18 protein-coding genes and 1 pseudogene are annotated in these 19690 nt (G+C 67.9%); 11 read left to right on the forward strand and 8 right to left on the reverse strand.

The genetic code is table 11. From position 1 onward, the window contains the following. The 6 genes and pseudogenes from ACLIVD_RS28120 to ACLIVD_RS28145 all read left to right on the forward strand — a co-directional run. Positions 1–180, forward strand: a pseudogene (locus ACLIVD_RS28120) (aldehyde dehydrogenase family protein); the annotation flags it as partial. A 427-nt stretch (positions 181–607) separates the two neighbouring features. Continuing rightward, entirely contained in the window at positions 608–1969 is a 1362-nt protein-coding gene (locus tag ACLIVD_RS28125) for an RraA family protein (RefSeq protein ID WP_283331131.1), read from the forward strand. Continuing rightward, the gene (locus ACLIVD_RS28130) at positions 1966–3303 is read left to right on the forward strand and encodes a TRAP transporter large permease subunit (RefSeq protein ID WP_005250744.1); all 1338 of its coding nucleotides are present in this window, start codon (positions 1966–1968) and stop codon (positions 3301–3303) included. The genes ACLIVD_RS28125 and ACLIVD_RS28130 overlap by 4 nt, the downstream gene beginning before the upstream one ends. Positions 3304–3322: 19 nt before the next feature. Next, positions 3323–3598, forward strand: coding sequence for a hypothetical protein (locus tag ACLIVD_RS28135; protein ID WP_005560578.1), 276 nt, complete (start codon positions 3323–3325; stop codon positions 3596–3598). Positions 3599–3606: 8 nt separating this feature from the next. Then, positions 3607–4590: a cyclase family protein gene (locus ACLIVD_RS28140; RefSeq protein ID WP_491930993.1), complete on the forward strand. Its 984-nt coding sequence runs from the start codon at positions 3607–3609 to the stop codon at positions 4588–4590. Positions 4591–4646: 56 nt separating this feature from the next. Further along, the gene (locus ACLIVD_RS28145; RefSeq protein ID WP_283331128.1) at positions 4647–5411 is read left to right on the forward strand and encodes an IclR family transcriptional regulator; all 765 of its coding nucleotides are present in this window, start codon (positions 4647–4649) and stop codon (positions 5409–5411) included. A gap of 52 nt (positions 5412–5463) precedes the next feature. On the opposite strand, the gene ACLIVD_RS28150 is transcribed toward ACLIVD_RS28145, so the two are convergent. The 4 genes from ACLIVD_RS28150 to ACLIVD_RS28165 all read right to left on the reverse strand — a co-directional run bounded on the left by ACLIVD_RS28150 (position 5464) and on the right by ACLIVD_RS28165 (position 8979). Beyond that, on the reverse strand, positions 5464–6183 hold the full coding sequence (locus ACLIVD_RS28150) for a maleylpyruvate isomerase family mycothiol-dependent enzyme (RefSeq protein ID WP_491930994.1): 720 nt from the start codon (positions 6181–6183) through the stop codon (positions 5464–5466). Between the two features lie 11 nt (positions 6184–6194). Beyond that, positions 6195–7022, reverse strand: a complete 828-nt coding sequence (locus ACLIVD_RS28155; protein WP_491930995.1) for a fumarylacetoacetate hydrolase family protein — start codon at positions 7020–7022, stop codon at positions 6195–6197. Between the two features lie 7 nt (positions 7023–7029). Then, positions 7030–8109, reverse strand: a complete 1080-nt coding sequence (locus ACLIVD_RS28160) for a cupin domain-containing protein (protein ID WP_491930996.1) — start codon at positions 8107–8109, stop codon at positions 7030–7032. A 63-nt stretch (positions 8110–8172) separates the two neighbouring features. After that, the gene (locus ACLIVD_RS28165) at positions 8173–8979 is read right to left on the reverse strand and encodes an IclR family transcriptional regulator (RefSeq protein WP_491930997.1); all 807 of its coding nucleotides are present in this window, start codon (positions 8977–8979) and stop codon (positions 8173–8175) included. A 48-nt stretch (positions 8980–9027) separates the two neighbouring features. Here ACLIVD_RS28165 and ACLIVD_RS28170 point away from each other — a divergent pair, with 48 nt between their 5' ends. The 3 genes from ACLIVD_RS28170 to ACLIVD_RS28180 all read left to right on the forward strand — a co-directional run bounded on the left by ACLIVD_RS28170 (position 9028) and on the right by ACLIVD_RS28180 (position 12585). Then, on the forward strand, positions 9028–10257 hold the full coding sequence (locus tag ACLIVD_RS28170; protein WP_491930998.1) for an MFS transporter: 1230 nt from the start codon (positions 9028–9030) through the stop codon (positions 10255–10257). 68 nt (positions 10258–10325) lie between these two features. Then, a complete protein-coding gene (locus ACLIVD_RS28175; RefSeq protein WP_491930999.1) occupies positions 10326–11525 on the forward strand; it encodes an FAD-dependent monooxygenase in 1200 nt (399 codons plus the stop codon). A gap of 37 nt (positions 11526–11562) precedes the next feature. Next, positions 11563–12585 carry a magnesium transporter CorA family protein gene (locus tag ACLIVD_RS28180; protein WP_280780008.1) on the forward strand — a complete coding sequence of 341 codons (1023 nt, stop codon included), beginning with the start codon at positions 11563–11565 and terminating at the stop codon, positions 12583–12585. A gap of 16 nt (positions 12586–12601) precedes the next feature. Here the strand turns inward: ACLIVD_RS28180 and ACLIVD_RS28185 are convergent, their stop codons facing one another. After that, positions 12602–14206 carry a glutamate synthase-related protein gene (locus ACLIVD_RS28185; RefSeq protein ID WP_491931000.1) on the reverse strand — a complete coding sequence of 535 codons (1605 nt, stop codon included), beginning with the start codon at positions 14204–14206 and terminating at the stop codon, positions 12602–12604. 24 nt (positions 14207–14230) lie between these two features. Continuing rightward, positions 14231–14854: a TetR/AcrR family transcriptional regulator gene (locus ACLIVD_RS28190; RefSeq protein ID WP_283331120.1), complete on the reverse strand. Its 624-nt coding sequence runs from the start codon at positions 14852–14854 to the stop codon at positions 14231–14233. Between the two features lie 82 nt (positions 14855–14936). Between ACLIVD_RS28190 and ACLIVD_RS28195 the strand changes: the two genes are divergently transcribed. Further along, complete coding sequence (locus tag ACLIVD_RS28195) at positions 14937–15872, forward strand: patatin-like phospholipase family protein (protein WP_283331119.1); 936 nt, start codon at positions 14937–14939, stop codon at positions 15870–15872. Further along, positions 15869–17350, forward strand: a complete 1482-nt coding sequence (locus tag ACLIVD_RS28200) for a flavin-containing monooxygenase (protein WP_283331118.1) — start codon at positions 15869–15871, stop codon at positions 17348–17350. Before ACLIVD_RS28195 ends, ACLIVD_RS28200 begins: the two co-directional genes overlap by 4 nt. Here the strand turns inward: ACLIVD_RS28200 and ACLIVD_RS28205 are convergent. Further along, complete coding sequence (locus ACLIVD_RS28205; protein WP_491931001.1) at positions 17331–18476, reverse strand: acyl-CoA dehydrogenase family protein; 1146 nt, start codon at positions 18474–18476, stop codon at positions 17331–17333. The genes ACLIVD_RS28200 and ACLIVD_RS28205 overlap by 20 nt on opposite strands. 14 nt (positions 18477–18490) lie before the next feature. Continuing rightward, entirely contained in the window at positions 18491–19672 is a 1182-nt protein-coding gene (locus ACLIVD_RS28210) for a thiolase family protein (protein ID WP_491931002.1), read from the reverse strand. Positions 19673–19690 lie beyond the last annotated feature (18 nt).

Here is a 19690-nt window from a genome sequence, read left to right on the forward strand (position 1 = left end):
TCCAGCCAGTTCGGCAATGGCACCGCCATCTTCACCAACGACGACGGCGGCGCCGCCCGACAGTTCCTGAACGAGGTCGAGGTCGGCACGGTCGGCATCGACGTCCCCGTCCCCACCGCGTACCACTCCTTCGGTGGCTGGAAGAACCCCCTCTTCGGCGACACCCACTCCCACGCAACCGGTTTGGCGCCAACCGGTGTGATCGCTTCGGTGCTCGCGTCCCCGCCGCCGTTGCTCACGATGACGAACTCCGAGGTGGCGCCCGCATGCACCTCGGCGTGGTCACCCACATTCACATGCGTGCGACTTCCAGGATTTTCGGTCCTCCCCTGTCTCTCCGCGCGCACGAATTCCCGGTCAGCCTCGATTCTCGTGCCCCGGCCCGTGCAAATCCTCGTTGCTGTGCGAATCGCGAACCCACTCGACGGTAGATGCGAACCTGCACGTCAGCACGCCGAATAGGCGCGGGGTCCTGAGCCGTCCGCGCGTGCGGTGGTCACTTTCGCAATCAATCCCTCTCACATCTCGATGCCTTGACAACGGCGATGCAGTGTGACCACCATTACTGCATCATGTGATAGAGGTTATCACAGTATGAGAGGAAATTATGAAGGTTGCGATCCTCGGCTTGGGTGAAGCCGGAAGTCTCTACTCGTCGGGATTCCTCGCGAAGGGCTGGGAGGTGACCGGGTTCGACCCGGCCGACACCGCCACTCCCGCGGGAGTGCTGCGCTTCGACGACGTCGCCGACACCGTGCGGGGTGCGGATCTGGTGCTGAGTCTGACCAGCGCGAAGGTGGCGGTGCGGGCGGCGCTCGACGCCGCACCGCATCTGTCGGCCGGCATTTGCTACGCGGACATGAATGCCGCGCCGGCCGAGATCAAGGCGCAGGTCGCCGACGTGGTCGGCGCGGCAGGCGCTGCGTTCGCCGATGTCGCGGTGGTCGGGTCCGTCCCCGCCCACGGGGCGCGTACCGCTCTGGTGGTCAGTGGCGACGGATCGACCGCGGCGGCCGCCTATTTCGAGGCACTCGGCGCCGCGGTCGAGGACATCTCCGGTGCGCCCGGGGACGCGTCGAACCGCAAGCTGCTGCGCAGCGCGTTCATGAAGGGCCTCGGCGCGTTGATCGTCGAATCGGTCGATGCCGGGATCGCTGCCGACGCCGAGCAATGGGTGCGTGCGCAGATCGCCGGTGAGCTGTCCGGCAGCTTCTCGGCCCTGGACCGGCTGCGGGACGGCACCCGCAAGCACGCCGCCCGACGCTCGGTGGAGGCGGCCGCCTCGGTCGAGCTCCTCGACATCCTTGGGGTCCGCCCGGTCCTCGCGTCCGCGACGGCCGAGGTGCACCGCACCCTCGCCGATGCGAATGGACGCGCCACCGACGAGTTGCTCGAGGCCTACGCCGGGCTCCCGGTCGCCAACATCGGCGACGCCCGCCAGCGCATGGGCATGGTCGATTCGGGTATCCATGCCATGTGGAAGGGTGCACGGATCGTCGGCCGTGCCCGCACGGTGTGGACCCGGGCCGGCGACAACAAGGCGCTGCACGAGGCGCTGGCGAAGGTGCAGCCTGGTGAGGTGATTGTCATCAACGGACAGGGCGACCAGAACCGGGCCTTGATGGGTGAGTTGATCGCCGAACGCGCCCGCTCCCGCGGCTGCGTCGGCATGATCATCGACGGCGCCGCCCGCGACATCGATGTCCTGCAGGAGATCGGATTCGGTGTGTGGGCCCGCGCGGTGAACCCGTCCGGCCCCTACAAGGACGGCCCCGGCAAGATCGACGTCCCGGTCGCGGTCGGCGGTGTCGTCTGCGCACCCGGCGATCTGGTCGTCGCGGACGACGACGGCGTCATCATCATCCCGGCGGCCGAAGCGTTCACCAGCCTTGCGGGTGGCCGGGCGGTCGAAGCCGACGAGGCGCAGCGTCGCGCCGCGATCATCGCCGCCCGTAAGGTCGCGGCATGATTGCCATCTGGGCGTTGCTGGCGTTCATCGCGTCCATCGTCTTCTGGAATGCGGTGCTCAAACGCAACATCGGTGAGGCGATGATCGTCGGGTTCGTCGTCGTCGGGGCCTTCGCCGGCCGTGACGCCCCGAAGTACATGTGGGAGGGCTTCGTCAATTCGATGCAGGAGGAAGTGACGTTCGCCGGGCTGGCGTTCATCTTCATGAGCTTCATCCTCGCGAAGACCCCGGTGCTGGACCGGCTCATCGACATCCTCAACTCGTTCCTCGGCCGCCTGCGCGGCGGCCCGATCTACACGTCCACCGTCGCCGGCGGCATGTTCGGTGCCATTGCGCATGTCGGTGCCTCGGTCACCGCCGCGGTCGGCTCGGTCACCGTGCCGTGGATGAAACGCTCCGGCGTGAGCGGCGAACTGTCCGCGACGGTGGTCGCCGGCTGCGCGGGCATGGGCGTGACGTTCCCGTTCAGTGCGACCATGTTCATCCTGGTCGGGTCGAGCACCGTCACCGGGATGATGGCCGCGGACGACATCATCGTTCCGCTCGCCATCGCCGGCCTCTGGTGCCTCGGCTACCGACTGGTGCTGAGCTACTACCTGGTCCGCAAGAACGGCCTGCAGCCGATCGCCCCGGAGGACCGGATCCCGGTCAAGCGGAGCCTGCGGGTCGGGTGGACCTCGCTGTTGCTGTTCGTCCCGATCCTGATCCCGCTGCTGCTCACCCGCGGTCCGATCGCCGCACCCATCGCGCACTACACCGACCTGGTGATGTCGAGTGCTCTGAGCCTGATCACCTGGATCCCCGTCCTGATGATCCTGCTGGTGCTCTTCCTCGGGCGCCGGCACCTGCCCAAAACCAGCACGGGCTGGTGGAAAGTCCTCGGCGACGCCGCCCCCCAGTTCGGCGTCATCGGTATCACCATCGTTGCCGCGTTCTCCGCGTCGGCGGTGCTCGCCAAGCTGAAACTGCCTCAGCAGCTGACCGCGATGCTCGAAAGCCTCAGCGCACCGTCCTGGCTGATGGCGATCCTCGTCGGGATCATCATCGTCATCATCGCGATCCCGCTGACCGCCTCTGCCACCATGGCCTCGGTCGGCCCCGTCGCCGTCGCCGCCCTGGTCGGCACCGGTATCGCCGCCCCCGTCGCCGCGGCCGCCGTCTTGGTCTTCGCGTCCACCGAGGGCGCCTCCCCGCCCTCGGGCGCTCCCATCTACGTCGCCTCCGGTATCGCCCGGATCGACCCGTCGAAGATCTTCATGCCACTCCTGAAGTACTACTGCATTCCCATCCTCGGCATCGGGGTACTGATCGCCCTCGGCCTCCTCCCCGTCTAATCCCGCGACAGGACACGTCATGTTCCAGAAAAGCTTCTCTACCCTCTTCCGCATCAGCGTCGTCGCGTTCCTGCTCGGCGGACTGGCGATCGTGCTCGGCCAATCCGTCGGACTGATCCTCGGAGACGGCGTCGTCGTCACCCACGTCGAGGAACTGCTCGCCCCTTACGCCTACGGTGCCGCAGGCATCGCCGGACTGCTCGCCTTCGTCTTGTCGTACTTCCACCACGGCGGAGAGGAGGACGCCCTCGGAAACGAGGACTCTCCCGCCCGCACCGCCGAACACGTCGGATGACCAGGCGGATGAGCACGATCGGTGCCGACTCCACCTACGCCGACCTGTGCGCCCGCACCGACGGCGCCCCGGCCGGGTCGAGTTGGGGAGTCTTCGACAACCGGGGCCGGGGGACGGCGAACTTCGCCGGCCCCGGGCAGGTCCGCGACGCCGCCACCCTGGTCACCCGGGGTGCGGTGTTCGCCCTCGACTATCCGCTCGGCGCGTTCGACCCACCGATGGCCCGGTCGCGCACGGCGCCGAAGCACACCATCGTCTCCGCGCACGCCGAATCCCGCGACGACCTCCTCGACGGTTTCTACCTGCAAGCCAGCAGTCACCTCGACGGATTGCGCCACCGACGGGTGTCCGGGCACGGCTTCTATGGCGGTATTCCCGACGACCAGGTCACCGAAGGGTCCCCGGCGCTCGGGATCCAGGCCTGGTCGCAGGACCCGATCGTCGGCCGCGGCTTGCTCCTCGACCTCGAAGCGCTTCACGCCGAACGCGGGCATCCCCTCGACCACACCCAGGGTCCGGCGCTCGACCCTGCCGACCTGGACGCCGCCGCGCAGCGCCAAGGCTGCGAGATCCGCGGCGGTGACCTGATTCTCGTCCACACCGGCTGGGCACACTGGTACCTCACCGCCACCGACGACCAACGCAACGAGGTCCGGACCGGCCGCCGTTCCACCGGCTTCGCACAGAGCCGCTACCTCGCACAGTGGTTGTGGAACAACAAGATCGCCCTCTTCGGCACCGACACCTTCGCCGTCGAAGTTCTCCCCGTCCTCCCCGACAGCCCGTTCACGGAGTCCGCCCCCGAGGATGCCGGCATGATGCACCAGGAACTGATCGGCAAACTCGGTGTCCCCCTCGGCGAACTGTGGAACCTCACCGCACTCGTCGAGGACAGCCGCCGCACCCACACCTGGGACGCCCTGGTCACCGTCAAACCGCTCAACTTCGTCGGCGGGGTCGGTTCGCCCTGCAACGCGACCGCCATCCGCTGACAGGCTTATCGCACAATGATAAGTTTCATCGAAAGTAGGTGAATCGAGGAGGAAACATGGCGGCGCCGACCAACAACATGCGATCACTGGACCGCGCGTTCGACGTGCTCGGTGTCCTCCAGGAGGCCAAGCAGCCCCTGCGGCTCAGCGAAGTCGCCCGCCATGCCTCACTGCACGTCGCCACCGTGCAACGGATCCTCGGCGTGCTCCTCGAACGCGGGTACGCCGCCCGCATCGGCGACACCTACACCGCCGGGCCCGCTGCGCTCGCGGTCGCGCACGCGTTCATGGTCACCAACCCGCTCAGTGTCCTTGCCCAGCCCATGCTGCAGCAGCTCGCCGCGAGTACGGGGTTCACCGCGTCGATGTATGTGAAGGTCGAGTCCTCCCGAGTGCTCATCGCGCGGGTGGAAAGCGACCATCCGCTCAACTACATCCTCCCCGTCGGTGAGCGCCTGCCGCTCTACCTGGGCGGCGCCGGGAAGACGATCCTCGCTCATCTCGACACCGCGGAGGTCGACGAGATCCTCGGCGGTATCGGCGACATGGCATTGGCCAGTGGTGCGACCGTGTCGAAAGCGGAACTGTTCGCCCAACTCGACAAGATCCGCAGCGATGGCTTCGCCGTGTCGGTCAGCGAACGCCTCTACGGCATCGCCTCCGTCACCGCCCCGGTCCGCGCCTCCGACGGCACCCTCGTCGCCGTCCTCGGCGTCACCGGACCCGCCGACACACTGACCGACACCCAGATCGACCACCTGATCCCCGAAGTCCGTCGCGCCGCCACCACTCTCGGCACACGGGTACCCGTCGCCGGCTAGCCGGAGCAATGGCCAAACCTGCACGTAGTCAAGACATCATCGCCTTCGTCAATCAAAGCCAACGGGGCGGTTCCCCGACTTCACCGGCGATGTTCACGCCGACGGTGCCGCGTCCGGCGGCCCACCGCACGACCGCGGCGAGGGGTCCGGACACCTTCTCGACCGGCGGTGAATCCGGCTGCACGGCAACAGGTTCACCTCCGTCGACCGCGAGTATCAGGCCGGCGCCGAGGTCCTTGCGCCGCCACATCCCGACGATGTCGGTGAGCAGCGACTCGAGGACCACGTCGGGGAAGTCGCCGAACCGGCCGCCGTTGCCGAGGTCGACGGCGTGGATCCACACCTCGCGGGTGCGCATCCACGCCGTCTCCGACACCGGCACCAGACGGCCCTGCGCGGTCCGGACCTGCGCATCCCACGCCGAGGCGGGCAGGTGACGCCACTTCTCGTCGAGCCGGGCGACGGTGTGGTCGAACAGGTTCCGCAGCGCCGCCGCCGACAGAGTGGCACCCTCGGCGATCTCCCGGCCCCGCTGCTCCACCGACGCATACATCGGGGTCTCGATCCCGGTGGCTGCCCAGTCCAGCAACCGGCACAACGCGGCGGCGTTATAGCCGACGTGCGCCACCAGGTGTCGCCGCGACCACCCCGCCAACCCGGTCGGCTCGGACAGCTGCTCGTCGGACAGCTCGGCGAGGCGTTGCGCGAAGTACGCGGTGCCGCGGCGCGCGATCAGCAGCCGCTCGGACAAGTCGAGATCGTGGAAACCCACCGGGTGCACCCCTACTTGACGATCGTCGTGTTGCGGACGGTGCCCAGGCCCTCGATGGTGACCTCGACGGTCTGCCCGTCCTGAACGTAGAGACCGGGCTTACGGGCGTGCCCCACCCCGCCCGGGGTGCCGGTGATCACCACGTCACCGGGCTGCAACGTCACGATGTGCGAGATGTACTCCACCAGCCTGGCCGGGGTGAACACCAGATCATCGGTGGTGGTGGACTGCACCACCTGCCCCTCCAATTTCGTGACCAGGGTCCCACCGAACGTGTACGAGTCGGTGGTCGTCAGGAACGGCCCGAAACCACTGGTCTTCTCGAACGTCTTGCCCTGATCCCACTGCAACGTCCGGTACTGGTAGTCGCGCATCGTGTAATCGTTCATCACCGAATACCCGGCAATGTACTGCTCGGCGTCCGCCTCCGGCACCTGGTACGCCTGCCTGCCGACGACGAACGCCAACTCCCCCTCCCAATCCAACTGGGCGGCGGCATACGAGGGGACGATCACGTCGTCGTACGGACCAGTCAACGCCTCCTTGAACTTCGCGAACAGGGTCGGGTACTCGGGCAGATCCCGGCCCATCTCCTGGATGTGGTTGGCGTAGTTCAAGCCGACGCAGATGATCTTCCCCGGGTTCGGGACCACCGGGGAATAATCGGCCCCGTCGAGATCGACGGTGGCACCGGACGCGTTCTGCGCGAGGGTTTTCCAGTCAGGGTCGGCCAGCAGGGCGGACAGGTCCGGGTACCCGTCGATGATCGTGGCGGTGGTGTCGGAATCGACGCGGACGGCGACGGTGGCGCCGGCGCGGCGCAGGGTGGCAAGCTTCATGGGATTTTCAGGCTCCTTCGGAGATGTAGGTGCGATCAAAGTGCAGGCGCTCGACGATGGGGGCGTCGGAGAACGCGAACAGGTCGAACTCGGTGTCGGCCTCGATCGACCACTCCGTCCAGGACGGGACGACGATCATGTCCCCCGTGCCGACCTCACGGTTCTCGCCGTCGAGGACGAACCGGCCGGAACCGTCGAACACCTGGTAGACGGTCGATCCGACGTCGCGGCGGGGCCGGGTGCGGGCGCCGGCGCGCAGGCGGTGGAACTCGGCGCGGATCGTGGGCATCACGTCGCCGCCGGTGGTCGGGTTGGTGTAGCGGACCGCGGCGTGACCGGGTTCGGTGGTCGCCGCGTACCCCTCGTCCTCCAATGCCAGTTGCTCGCGCAGCGCGGCGTCGGTGTGCTCCCACCGGTACGCCGCGATCGGCGACGACGCCTTCGCGTCCAACCCGACCAGCGGCCGCAGCCCCGGATGCGCCCACAACCGCTCCGACCGGGACACATCCGGGGTGGAGTCGTCGGTGACGTTCTCGGATCCGAATTCGAAGAACCCGGTGTCGGTGTAGTGCACGAACGGGATGTCCAGGCCGTCGATCCAGGCCATCGGCTGATCGGTTTCGTTGTGGTGGCCGTGGAAATGCCAGCCCGGGGTCAGCAGGAAGTCGCCGCGCCGCATCGCGACCGGGTCCCCGTTGACGACCGTCCACACCCCCTGCCCCTCGACGACGAACCGGAAGGCGTTCTGCGCGTGCCGGTGCTCGGGGGCCACCTCCTTCGGGCCCAGATACTGGATGGCCGCCCACAACGTCGGCGTCACATACGGCACCCCACCCAGGCCGGGGTTCGCCAGGGCGATCGCCCGCCGCTCCCCACCACGGCCGACCGGCACCAGATCCCCGGCCCGCCGCGCCAACGGGTACAACGTCGACCACTTCCACACGAACGGCACCGCCCGCGACGTCGGCGTCATCGGCATCAGATCACCGAGCTGAGTCCACAACGGATTCAGGTGCTCGGCCTCGAAATCGGTATAGAGCTGCTTCAGCTCCGGAGCGTCGTCGACGTGCGGTTCGGTAGCGGTCATGGCGTCGACGCTAGGAGGGCCGGCGTCCCAGCCGATAGACAATTCTTCTGTGCAGAAACTTTGTCAGGGTTCGAGGTCGGCGATGTCCACCTCGAGTTCGCGGATCGCGTTCTTGATCTGCGACACCAGCGGTCCCTGCGAGTGCTGCCGGAAGCGGGTGATCGGCACAGCCACCGTCAGCGCCCCGACGGCCGTGCGAGCCCGGTTCCGGATCGCGACACCGAACGCCGCGACCCCTTCCTCGGTCTGCTGCACGTTGACGGCGAATCCGACGGCGCGGGCGGCAGACAGTTCCCGCCGGAACCGCTCGAAGTCGTCGGGCGACAGGCGGCGGTCGCCCCACTCACGGTCGTCGTCGGCCAGATCCGCGGGCCGCAGGTACAGCTGTTCGAGGGTCTCCCTCGGCAGTTCTGCCAGCAGAATGCGTCCTCCCGCAGTCAATTCCGCGTCGAGCACCTGCCCCTGCCGGTCGCCGACGCGCAACATTCCCGCCGACTCGGCGGACGACAGGAAGCGCGCCTGGGTGCCGACGCGGATCACGAGGTTGACGGTCTCGCCGCACAGGATCGCGAGGGCTTCCATGTGGGGCCTGCAGAGGTCGGTGAACTCGCGCGTCCACCCGCGCCGGGCCGGGCCGGCGCCCATCGCCGACCCGGGGTGGTACATGCGTTTCTCGTCCTGAACGGCGAACCCCCGGTACACCAGCATCGCCAGCAGCCGGTGCGCGGTGGACGGCGCGATGCCGAGTTCCTCCGCAGCGTCCTTGAGCCGCAGCCCGCCGACGTCGCGCAGCATCTGCAGCAGGCGCAACGCGTTGTCGACGGACTCCAACATGTACGTCGGCTTTTCGATCGTTCGCTTCTTCTGCACAGCAGAACTTTATTGCACGGGAGCTGTGCGCCGCATCACCCTCGATTCATGCCCCTCACTGCCACCATTACGGTGCCGCCGGCGAACCGTGTCGGATTGGACCGCAACGCCGCGATCGCCGTCGCCGTCTGCTGGCTCTTCGTGGTCTTCGACGGTTACGACCTCATCGTCTACGGCAACGTCATCCCGAGCCTGCAGAAGGAGTGGGGCATCAGCGCCGCGACCGCGGGCACCCTCGGCAGCCTCGCATTCCTCGGGATGATGATCGGCGCGGTGCTCGCGGGACGCCTCTCGGACGTGGTGGGACGCAAGCGTGCGGTGATCGGATGCGCGATCGTCCTGTCCGTGTTCACCGCGCTGTGTGCGCTGGCGACCGGACCCGTCATGTTCGGCGCGTTGCGTCTGATCGCCGGACTCGGCCTGGGTGGCCTCGTGCCCACCTCCAATGCGCTTGCTGCAGAACTGATTCCTGCGAAGTGGCGCGCCGCGGTGGCCACGATGATGATGTCCGGTGTTCCCATCGGCGGTTCGATCGCGGCGCTGCTCGGCATCCCCGTCATCCCGAACTGGGGTTGGCAGCCGATGTTCGCCTTCGCGCTCGTCCCACTGATCCTGCTGGTGCCGATCGCGTGGAAGACGCTGCCCGACCACACTGCGGCGGTGACGTCGACGGAGGTGCGGCCGGCAACCGGCTTCAGCGCACTGCTCGGTACCCGGTTCCGTTCCGTCAGTATCATGTTCGCGCTCGCCACGGTGGTCACCCTGCTCGCCTGGTACGGCCTCGGCACGTGGCTGCCCAAACTCATGCAGGGCGAGGGCACCGATCTCGGCAGCGCGCTCACGTTCGCCCTCGCTCTCAACCTCGGCGCCGTCGCGGGCTCGTTCGTCACCGCGTGGGGCGGCGTCCGGTTCGGCACGATCCCCACGAGCATCGTCGCCGCACTCCTCGCGGGTCTCGCCCTGCTGACGTTGCTCACCGCCCCACCCGTGGCGCTGGTCTACGTCATATTCGTGCTCGCCGGCGTCGGGACACACGGAACCCAGTGCCTCATCATCGCCGCGGTCGCGTCCTACTACCCCGATTATCTGCGGGGCACGGCCCTCGGCTGGGCGCTCGGCGTCGGCCGCGTCGGAGCCGTCGCCGCACCGCAGATCGGCGGCTTGCTCCTTGCCGCCGGACTCGGCGCGGATTCGAACTTCATCCTTTTCGGCGTCAGCGCGCTCGTCGCCGCACTGCTGCTCACCGTGATCTGGCGACGCTTCCCCTCCCCCACGTGAGTGCCGCCGTGTGCCCCGCCACGCATTGCCACTCACATGCCCCGAACGCACGAAACGAAGGAACTGTCATGTCGAATCTGCAGGACGCACGCATCATCATCGCCGGAGGCGGGATCGGCGGCGCGGCCAACGCCCTGGCTCTCGCCCGGAAGGGCGCGAACGTCACGTTGTTCGAACGTGCCTCCGAGTTCGGGGAAGTCGGCGCCGGACTGCAGGTCGGACCGCACGGCGCCCGCATCCTCGACTCCTGGGGCGTACTCGACGACGTTCTCTCCCGGGCCTTCATGCCGAAGAACATCGTGTTCCGCGACGCGATCACCGCGGAGGTGCTCACCACGATCGACCTCGGTTCCGAGTTCCGCGCCCGCTACGGCGGACCGTACTTCGTCACCCACCGCAGTGACCTGCACGCGACCCTCGTCGACGCCGCGCGGGATGCGGGCGCCGAACTGCACACGGGCGTCACCGTCACCGACGTGATCACCGACGGTGACAGGGTAATCGTCAGCACCGACGACGGCCGCACCCACGAAGCGGACATCGCGCTCGGCATGGACGGCCTCAAGTCCCGGCTGCGGGGGAAGATCTCGGACGACGAGCCCGTGTCGTCCGGCTACGCCGCCTACCGGGGCACCACCCCGTACCAGGACGTGGAACTCGACGAGGACATCGAGGACGTGGTCGGCTACATCGGACCGCGGTGCCACTTCATCCAGTACCCGCTGCGCGGCGGCGAAATGCTCAACCAGGTCGCGGTGTTCGAATCGCCCGGTTTCAAGAACGGAATCGAGAACTGGGGTGGACCCGAGGAACTCGAACAGGCCTACGCGCACTGCCACGAGAACGTCCGCCGCGGGATCGACTACCTCTGGAAGGACCGCTGGTGGCCGATGTACGACCGCGAGCCGATCGAGAACTGGGTGGACGGGCGGATGATCCTGCTCGGCGACGCAGCGCACCCGCCACTGCAGTACCTGGCCTCGGGAGCGGTGATGGCGATCGAGGACGCCAAGTGCCTCGCCGACTATGCCGCCGAAGACTTCTCCACGGGCGGAAACTCCGCGTGGCCGCAGATCCTGAAGGAGGTCAACACCGAACGCGCACCGCGCTGCAACCGCATCCTCACCACCGGACGCATGTGGGGTGAGCTGTGGCACCTCGACGGCACCGCCCGCATCGCGCGCAACGAACTGTTCCGCACCCGCGACACGTCGAGCTACAAGTACACCGACTGGCTGTGGGGGTATTCGTCCGATCGCGCGTCATAACCGCTTCCCTGCCGGAATGGTTCGGCAGACTGGGAGCGTGACCCTCAACCTGGTGCAGACCCGCGTGTGGCGCGATGGCGAGTGCGTCGGCAAGGATTTCCCGCTTGCCGACGTGTCCGAACAGGTGAAGGACGAGAATGCGCTCGTGTGGGTCGACCTGTGCGACCCCGACCACGAGTGCCTGACCGAGCTTGCGGCCGAGTGGTCGCTCGATCCGAACGCCATCGAGGATGCCGTCGCCCGAGGTGAGCGGCCGAAGGCGACGCGCTATGCGGGCCATGCGTTCGTGACCGCGTACGCCACCTGGTTCGAGACCGACGACGTCAGCACTCTCGGCGTTCTCGATTCTCGGCTTCGGCTCAGCCGCGTCTCCGCGTTCGTGGTGTCGAACGGGATCATCACGGTGCGGCGGGACGATCGATTCGACATGTCGCAGGTGGTGGAGCGCTGGGAGGAGGACCCCGCACTGCTCACACCGGGTTCCGGCGCACTCGCGCTCCTGCACGGACTGCTCGACGCCATCGTGGACGGGCAGTTCGAGACGATCGAGACGATCGACGACGCGATCGAAGCGCTCGAGGAGGGCTTGTTCGACGAGTCCGCGCGGACCCGGGAGATTCAGCAACGCACGTACCGGCTGCGGAAGGAACTGGTGCAACTGCGTCGCGTCGTGCTTCCGATGCGGGAGGTGGTGGGCGCCGTCATGCGCGGGCGGGCCGAATCCCCACGCGACAAGTCGCCGGTTCTCGACAGCTTGTACACCGATCTCTACGACCACGTGACGCGCGCCGCGGAGTGGACGGAGTCGTTGCGCGACATGGTGGTGACCGTCTTCGAGACGAATCTGTCGCTCCAGGATGCCCGGCTCAACACCGTCATGAAGAAGCTCACCGGATGGGCGGCCATCATCGCGGTTCCCACGGCGGTGACCGGGTGGTTCGGTCAGAACGTCTTGTTCCCCGGAGTCGGGCAGCTGTCGGGGATGATCGCCAGCACCATCGTGATCGTGACGTCGGCCACCCTGCTCTACATCCTGTTCCGCCGACGCGACTGGCTGTAGTCGGGACGGACAGCCCTCAGGGCGCCGTCTTCGCTCCTGGCGACCCGGTCTCGCCCGCGGGAACGGCGGCGGCCTCGCTCATCAGGCGGGTGATCTCGGCACGGTCGGCGTCACCGGGCAGCCCCCAGCCGGTCCGGTAACCGTAGAGGTCGGCGAGCGTGATCGAATGCCGGTTGCCGTCCGCGACCTCGACGTCCGACGCGGTGATCAGGCCCGGGTGCGCGACACCACACGCCTCGGCCACCTTGAATACGTCCCGGCGCAACGCCCGCAGGTAGTTCGCGGCCCGGACCGATTTGATGCCGGCGTCGAGTCCGTGTGCGAGCCAGTGATTTTGCGTCGCAACACCCGTCGGGCACCGATCGGTGTGGCACTTCTGCGCCTGGATGCACCCGACCGCGAGCATCGGCTCACGCGCCACATTGATCAGGTCACATCCGAGCGACATCGCCGCCACGGCATTGTCGGGCAGGCCCAGCTTGCCTGAGCCTATGAACGTGATGCCGTCGGTCAGACCGGCTTCCGCGAACTTGGCGTACACGCGCGCGAAGCCGCTACGGAACGGCAACGAGACCGCGTCGGTGAACACCAGCGGCGCAGCGCCGGTACCGCCCTCACCCCCGTCGATGGTCACGAAGTCGACACCCCGCCCGGAGTTGCTCATCGCGTCGACGAGCAGGTCCCAGAACGTCGGGTCGCCGACTGCGGACTTGATCCCGACCGGCAGCCCCGTCTCGGCGGCCAGGAGCTCCACCCAGTCGAGCATGCTGTCGACGTCACGGAAGGCCGTGTGCCGGGACGGGCTGATGCAGTCACGGCCCTCCGGTACGCCTCTGATCTCGGCGATCTCCGGTGTCACCTTCGCCCCGGGCAGGAGACCCCCGAGGCCCGGTTTCGCGCCCTGGCTGAGTTTGATCTCGATGGCCCGCACCGGCGCCGACTCGACGAGCGCCCGAAGCCGCGCCAGGTCGAACCGGCCGTCCTCGTCGCGGCAGCCGAAATACGCGGTCCCGATCTGGAAGATCAGGTCTGCGCCGTTCCGGTGGTACCGGGAGATTCCACCCTCGCCGGTGTTGTGCAGGCAATCGGTGGCAGCGGCACCACGGTTGAGAGCGACCACGGCCGCGGACGACAGCGCCCCGAAACTCATCCCCGAGATGTTCACGATGGAGCGCGGGCGGAAGGCATTCGTCCGGCCGCGGGCGGCACCGAGCACCTTCGCCGACGGAATCGCGAGCTGTTCGTCGGCATGCGGCATCGCCGAGGGAGGAATCTCCGAGAACGTCCGGTGCTTGATGATGGTGTAGCCGTCGGTGAACTCGATGTCGTTGTCCGTACCGAACCCGAACGTGTCGGTCACCCGCTTCGACGACGCGTACACCCAGCGACGCTGGTCCCGGGTGAAGGGACGTTCCTCGTCGTTGCCGGTCGTAATGTACTGCCGGAGTTCCGGGCCGAGCGACTCGAGCAGATAACGTCCGTGCCCGACCACGGGAAAATTCCGGAGCAGCGCGTGACGTCGCTGAACAAGATCGTACGACGCGATCGCAGCCGCGGCGGCTGCCGGAATTGCCAGGGCGTTCCACCGCTTCATGAATTCACCGTACGCGCGCGCCGCCACTCGGATCGGCTCCTCGCGCCAATTTCACCCCGGCACGGACCCCTGAGTCGGAGCCTCCTGCGACACCGCAAGCAGCACCCGCAGATTGTCGGTGACCACCCGAGCGGAAATGGTCGGATCGATGGCGCGCTGAATACCCAGTCCGACACCGAGACTGAGGATGCTGCCGGCCGCGTCCTCCACGGGCACGGGCAGGACGACCCCGAGCGAGTCGGTGAACGACTTCAGCAGTGTCACCGTGATGTCCCGGGCCACCCCGAGAGTGGCGGTGAGTGCGTCGCGGAGTTCGGGATCGTGGCGGGACAGCACGATCAGCTCGAACTCCAGCATGGTCCACCCGACGTCGCCGAGCGTCTTCTCCGCCCAGGCCTGGAACGCCTCGAGCCGCTCCTCCATCGTGCCGCCGCCGCCGAGTGCCTCGGCGATCTCCTGCCCCTTGGTGGCGTGGATGAGCCCCAGCACCTCGAGGCACAGTTCCTTCTTGTTCTTGAAGTTGGAGTACACGGCACCCTTGGAATAGCCGGCCTCGTCGGCGACCTTCTCGAGCGACGTGGCCGCGTACCCGTCGGCCAGGAAGAGGTCGCGGGCAGTCGCGACGAGATGCGCCCGTGTGCGCGCCTGACTCTCCGACCTGGTCAATCGCGCCATGCTCACCCTTTCGCCGAAGCCCTTGCGAGAATATTCTAATTTTCATATACCACCGGTATCTGGTTTCTGCTAGCTTCTAGATATGACTTCGAGTGACATACAACCCAGCCGCGGACTGGTGATCGGGTGCGGCGGCACGCTCGGCGCGGCCTGGACCGTGGCGGCCCTGGTCGCCGTGAGCGACGCGCTGGGCTGGGACCCGCGCGACGCCGACGTACTCGTGGGCACGTCCGCGGGCGCCGAACTCGTCACCATGCTCGGCGGCGGGGCAGGCGTCGACGACCTGCTAGCGATGCAGCTCGGTGGGCCCACCCATCCGGCGCTCGACGGACACCTCGCCGCCGCACCGGGACGGTTCCCGCCGCTCCCCAGACCGGGCCTCGGCTCGCCCGGCTTGTTGCGCCGCGGGCTCCCACCCGTGACCGCCGCGAGCGGCCTCCTCCCCCACGGCCGCGGCGACGCCGCCTGGCTCGACCGGCTCGCACAGCGGTTCACCTGCGCCTCCGGCTGGGTGAGTCACCCCGCGGCGTGGCTGGTGAGCATGGACTACGACACGGGAGAGCGCATCGCGTTCGGCTCACCCGGTGCACCGACCGCCACCCTGTCCGAGGCATTGCGGGCGTCGTGGGCGATTCCCGGCTGGTATCCACCGGTCCCCATCGGCGGCCGCCGGTTCGTCGACGGCGGCGCGGCGTCCACCGCATCCGCCGACCTGGTGCTGCCCCTCGAACTCGACGAGGTGATCGTGCTGGCACCGATGGCGTCGACGGGCCGCATCGCCGGCCGCCGGGCGGCCCGCGTCGAACGCCTGATGCTGCGGAACTGGATGAGTGCCGGGCTGGACGCCGAGATCGCGAAGCTGGAGGCGGCAGGCACCCGGGTGATCCGGCTCGACGCGACCGCCGAGGACCTCGCCGTCATGGGTCCGAACTTCATGGACGGCCGGCGCCGGCTCGCCACCCTCGAACATTCCCTCGTCACCACCCGCGCTCAGCTCGCGAACGGAGTACGCGCATGACGCATTACGACATTCTGATCGTCGGTGCCGGGATCTCCGGCATCGGAGCCGCGATTCGCCTGAAGCAGAGCGGAATCGACAACTTCGCCATCCTCGAGAAGGGCGACGCACTGGGCGGGACCTGGCGTGACAACACCTACCCGGGCTGCGCGTGCGACGTCCCCTCGGCGCTGTACTCCTACTCGTTCGCACCCAACCGGGAGTGGTCGCGGTTGTTCGCCGGACAGGAGGAGATCCGCCGGTACATCGAGCGCACCGCCGCCGAACACGGGGTGCCCGCACACGTGAAGTTCGGCACCGAGATGCAACGTGCCCAGTGGAGCGAGCCGAGCAGGCGGTGGACGGTGGACACGTCCGCGGGCACGTTCACCGCGAACGCCGTCATCGCCGCCGCCGGACCGTGGAACGAACCGCTCGTTCCCGCCATCCCCGGCCTCGACACCTTCACCGGCGAGGTGTTCCATTCCTCCCGCTGGAATCACACCTACGACCTCACCGGCAAACGCGTGGCCGTCGTCGGAACCGGTGCATCCGCAGTGCAATTCGTCCCGGCGATCCAGCCGACGGTCGAGTCGCTGCATCTCTACCAGCGCACCGCGCAGTGGGTGCTACCGAAACCGGATCACACCCTGCCCGGTGTCGAGCGCGCGATCCTGCGCCGCGTGCCGGGTGCGATCCGGGCGCTGCGACGCGTCGAGTACGCGATCATGGAATCGCTCGGACTCGGTTTCCGGCACCCGTGGATCCTGCGGGTGATCCAGCAGGTCGGCAAGGCACAACTCCGCGCACAGGTGCGGGATCCGAAGCTGCGCAGGGCCTTGACCCCCGACTACACGCTCGGCTGCAAGCGACTGCTGCTGTCCAACACCTACTACCCCGCACTCACCCGACCCAATGTCGAGGTGCACGCCAACGCCGTGCAGTCGGTGCGCGGGAACGTCGTCGTCGGCAGCGACGGCGCCGAACGGGAAGTGGATGCCATCATCTTCGGCACCGGCTTCCACATCCTCGACATGCCGATCGGTTCCAAAGTGTTCGACGGCGACGGTCGCAGCCTCGACGATCACTGGAAGGGCAGCCCGCAGGCCTACCTCGGCACCACCGTCGCGGGTTTCCCCAACGCGTTCGTCCTCCTCGGACCCGCGCTGGGAACCGGCCACACATCGGCGTTCATGATCCTCGAGGCGCAACTCGACTACCTGATCCAGGCCGTCACCACGGCTCGGAGCAACGGGTGGACCAGGATGGAACCGCGCCGGGAAGTGCAGGACGCGTTCAACGCCCAGGTCCAGGAAGCCCTGGCCACCACCGTCTACAACGCCGGTGGCTGCCAGAGCTACTTCCTCGACGTCAACGGCCGCAACAGCTTCAACTGGCCGTGGTCGACCGACCGCATGCGGCAGCGACTCGGCCGGTTCGACGAGGCGGCGTACGACGTGTCGCGTGAGCCGGCATCGGCTACAGCGACTTCGCGATGATTCCCTTCATCACCTCGTTGGCGCCCGCGTAGATCTTCTGGACGCGGGCGTCCTCGTACATCCGGGCGATCAGGTACTCCCGCATGTACCCGTACCCGCCGTGCAACTGCACACACCGGTCGATCACCGCGCACTGCTGCTCGGTGAGCCAGTACTTGACCATCGCCGCCTCGGACGGGTCCAGTTCCCCACGCAGGTGCGCCTCGATGCAATGGTCCAGGAACACCGCACACGTGCGGGCGATGGTCTGGCACTCGGCCAGCTCGAATGCCGTGTTCTGGAACTCGAACAGACTGTGCCCGAACGCCTGCCGCGACTTCGTGTACGCAACGGTGTCCTCCACCGCACGAGTCATCGCACCGGACGCCTGCGCGCCGATGATCAACCGCTCCTGCACCAACTGCGCCATCAACTGCCCGAAACCCTGCCCCTCCTCGCCGAGCAGATTCGACACCGGCACCCGCACATCGGTGAACGACAACTCCGACGTGTCGGCGCCGTGCTGACCGACCTTGTCCAACACCCGCCCGACAGCGAACCCGGGGCAGTCCCGCAGATCGACGATCAGCAGCGCCACCCCCTTGGCGCCGGCCTTCGGATCGGTCTTGACCGCCAGCACGATCATGTCGGCGGACGCGCCGTTGGTGATGAACGTCTTCGACCCGTTGACGACGTACTCGTCGCCGTCCCGGATGGCGGTGGTCTTGATCGCCTTGAGGTCCGAGCCGGCGCCGGGCTCGGTCATGCCGATGGCGCCGAGGATCTCCCCGGTCGCCATCCCCGGCAGCCAGGTCTTCTTCTGTTTCTCGGTGCCGTACTCGAGGAGGTAGTGCGCCACGATCCCCGAATGCACCGAGATGCCGAGCGCGAGGTCGCCGGCATAGCCCTGGGCCTCGAACACGGCGAGATCGTGCGCGAACGTGCCGCCACCGCCGCCGTACTCCTCCGGGATCGAGCAGCACAGCAACCCCAGCTCGCCTGCCGCGAGCCACACCGCACGGTCGATGCGGTGCTGGGCGTCCCACTTCTCGTTGTGCGCGACCACCTCGCGTTCGAAGAACCCGACCGCGAGCTCGGACAGCGCCTTGACCTCGTCGTCGTGCCAGGACGGGATGTGCTTCTTCATCGTCTGCCCCGGTTCTAGATGCGCCGGAAGAGTGCGGCGAGGGCCTGGCCGCCGCCGATGCACATGGTGACGATGCCCAGTTCGAGGTCGCGGCGCACGAGGTCCTTCGCCAGGCGCAGGCTCAGGATCGCGCCCGTTGCCCCGACCGGGTGACCCAGCGCGATCGCACCGCCGTACGGGTTGGTCTTCTCCGGATTCAGCTTCGCGTCCCGGATCACCGCGACCGCCTGCGACGCGAACGCCTCGTTCAACTCGATCACGTCGATGTCGCCGGGGGTGGTGCCGGTCTGCTCGAACAGATTCGCCAGCGCCAACACGGGGGCGTATCCCATCAGGCCCGGGTCCATCGCCGCGGTCGCGACGGCCTCGAGCGTGACCAGCCCGGTCAGGCCCTTCTCCTGCGCGGCGGACTGTGTGGCCAGCACCAGGGCCGCGGCGCCGTCGTTGATACCGGACGCGTTGCCCGCGGTCACCGAGCCGCCCTCCTCGAACGCCGGCCGCAGCTTCGCCAGGGTCTCGAGGGTGGTGTCGGGCTTGGGGTGCTCGTCGACGTCGATCGTCTTCGGGCGGCGGCCCCCGATCTCGACGGGGGTGATCTCCTCGGCGAACGCGGCCTTCGCGGCCTCGGAGGCGGCGCGGCGCTGGGATTCGACGGCGAACTCGTCCTGCTGCTGCCGGCTGACGTCGTACTTGCGGGCGACGGCCTCGGCGGTGCGGCCCATGTGCACGCCACCGAACGGGTCGGTCAGAATCGCGACCGTGCCGTCGACGAGTGTGCGGTCGCCGAGTTTGTAGCCGGAGCGGGCGGAGAAGTCGTAGAACGGCATCCGCGACATGCTCTCGTCGCCGCCGGCGAGGGCGAAGTCCACCCCACCCCAGCGCATCTGCTGCGCCGCCGACCACACGGCCTGCAGACCGGACCCGCACAGCCGGTTGACGGTGTACGCGGGGGTCTTCTCGGGAAGTCCGGCGGCCAGGGCCACACGGCGGGCGTTGTAGGCGTCCGGTCCGACCTGACCGATGCAGCCCATCACCACCTCGTCGATGTCGCCGCCCGGCACCCCGGCACGGTCCAGCGCGGCCTTGACGGCGGTGGCACCGAGTTCGTGGGCGGGCACGTCCTTGAACGCACCACCGAAGCTGCCGATCGGGGTCCTCGCGCCGTCGACTACCACGATCGGTTCAGGAGAATTCATGACGTGCCCTTCCGTCTC

Source organism: Rhodococcus sp. G6(2025) (assembly GCF_058628105.1).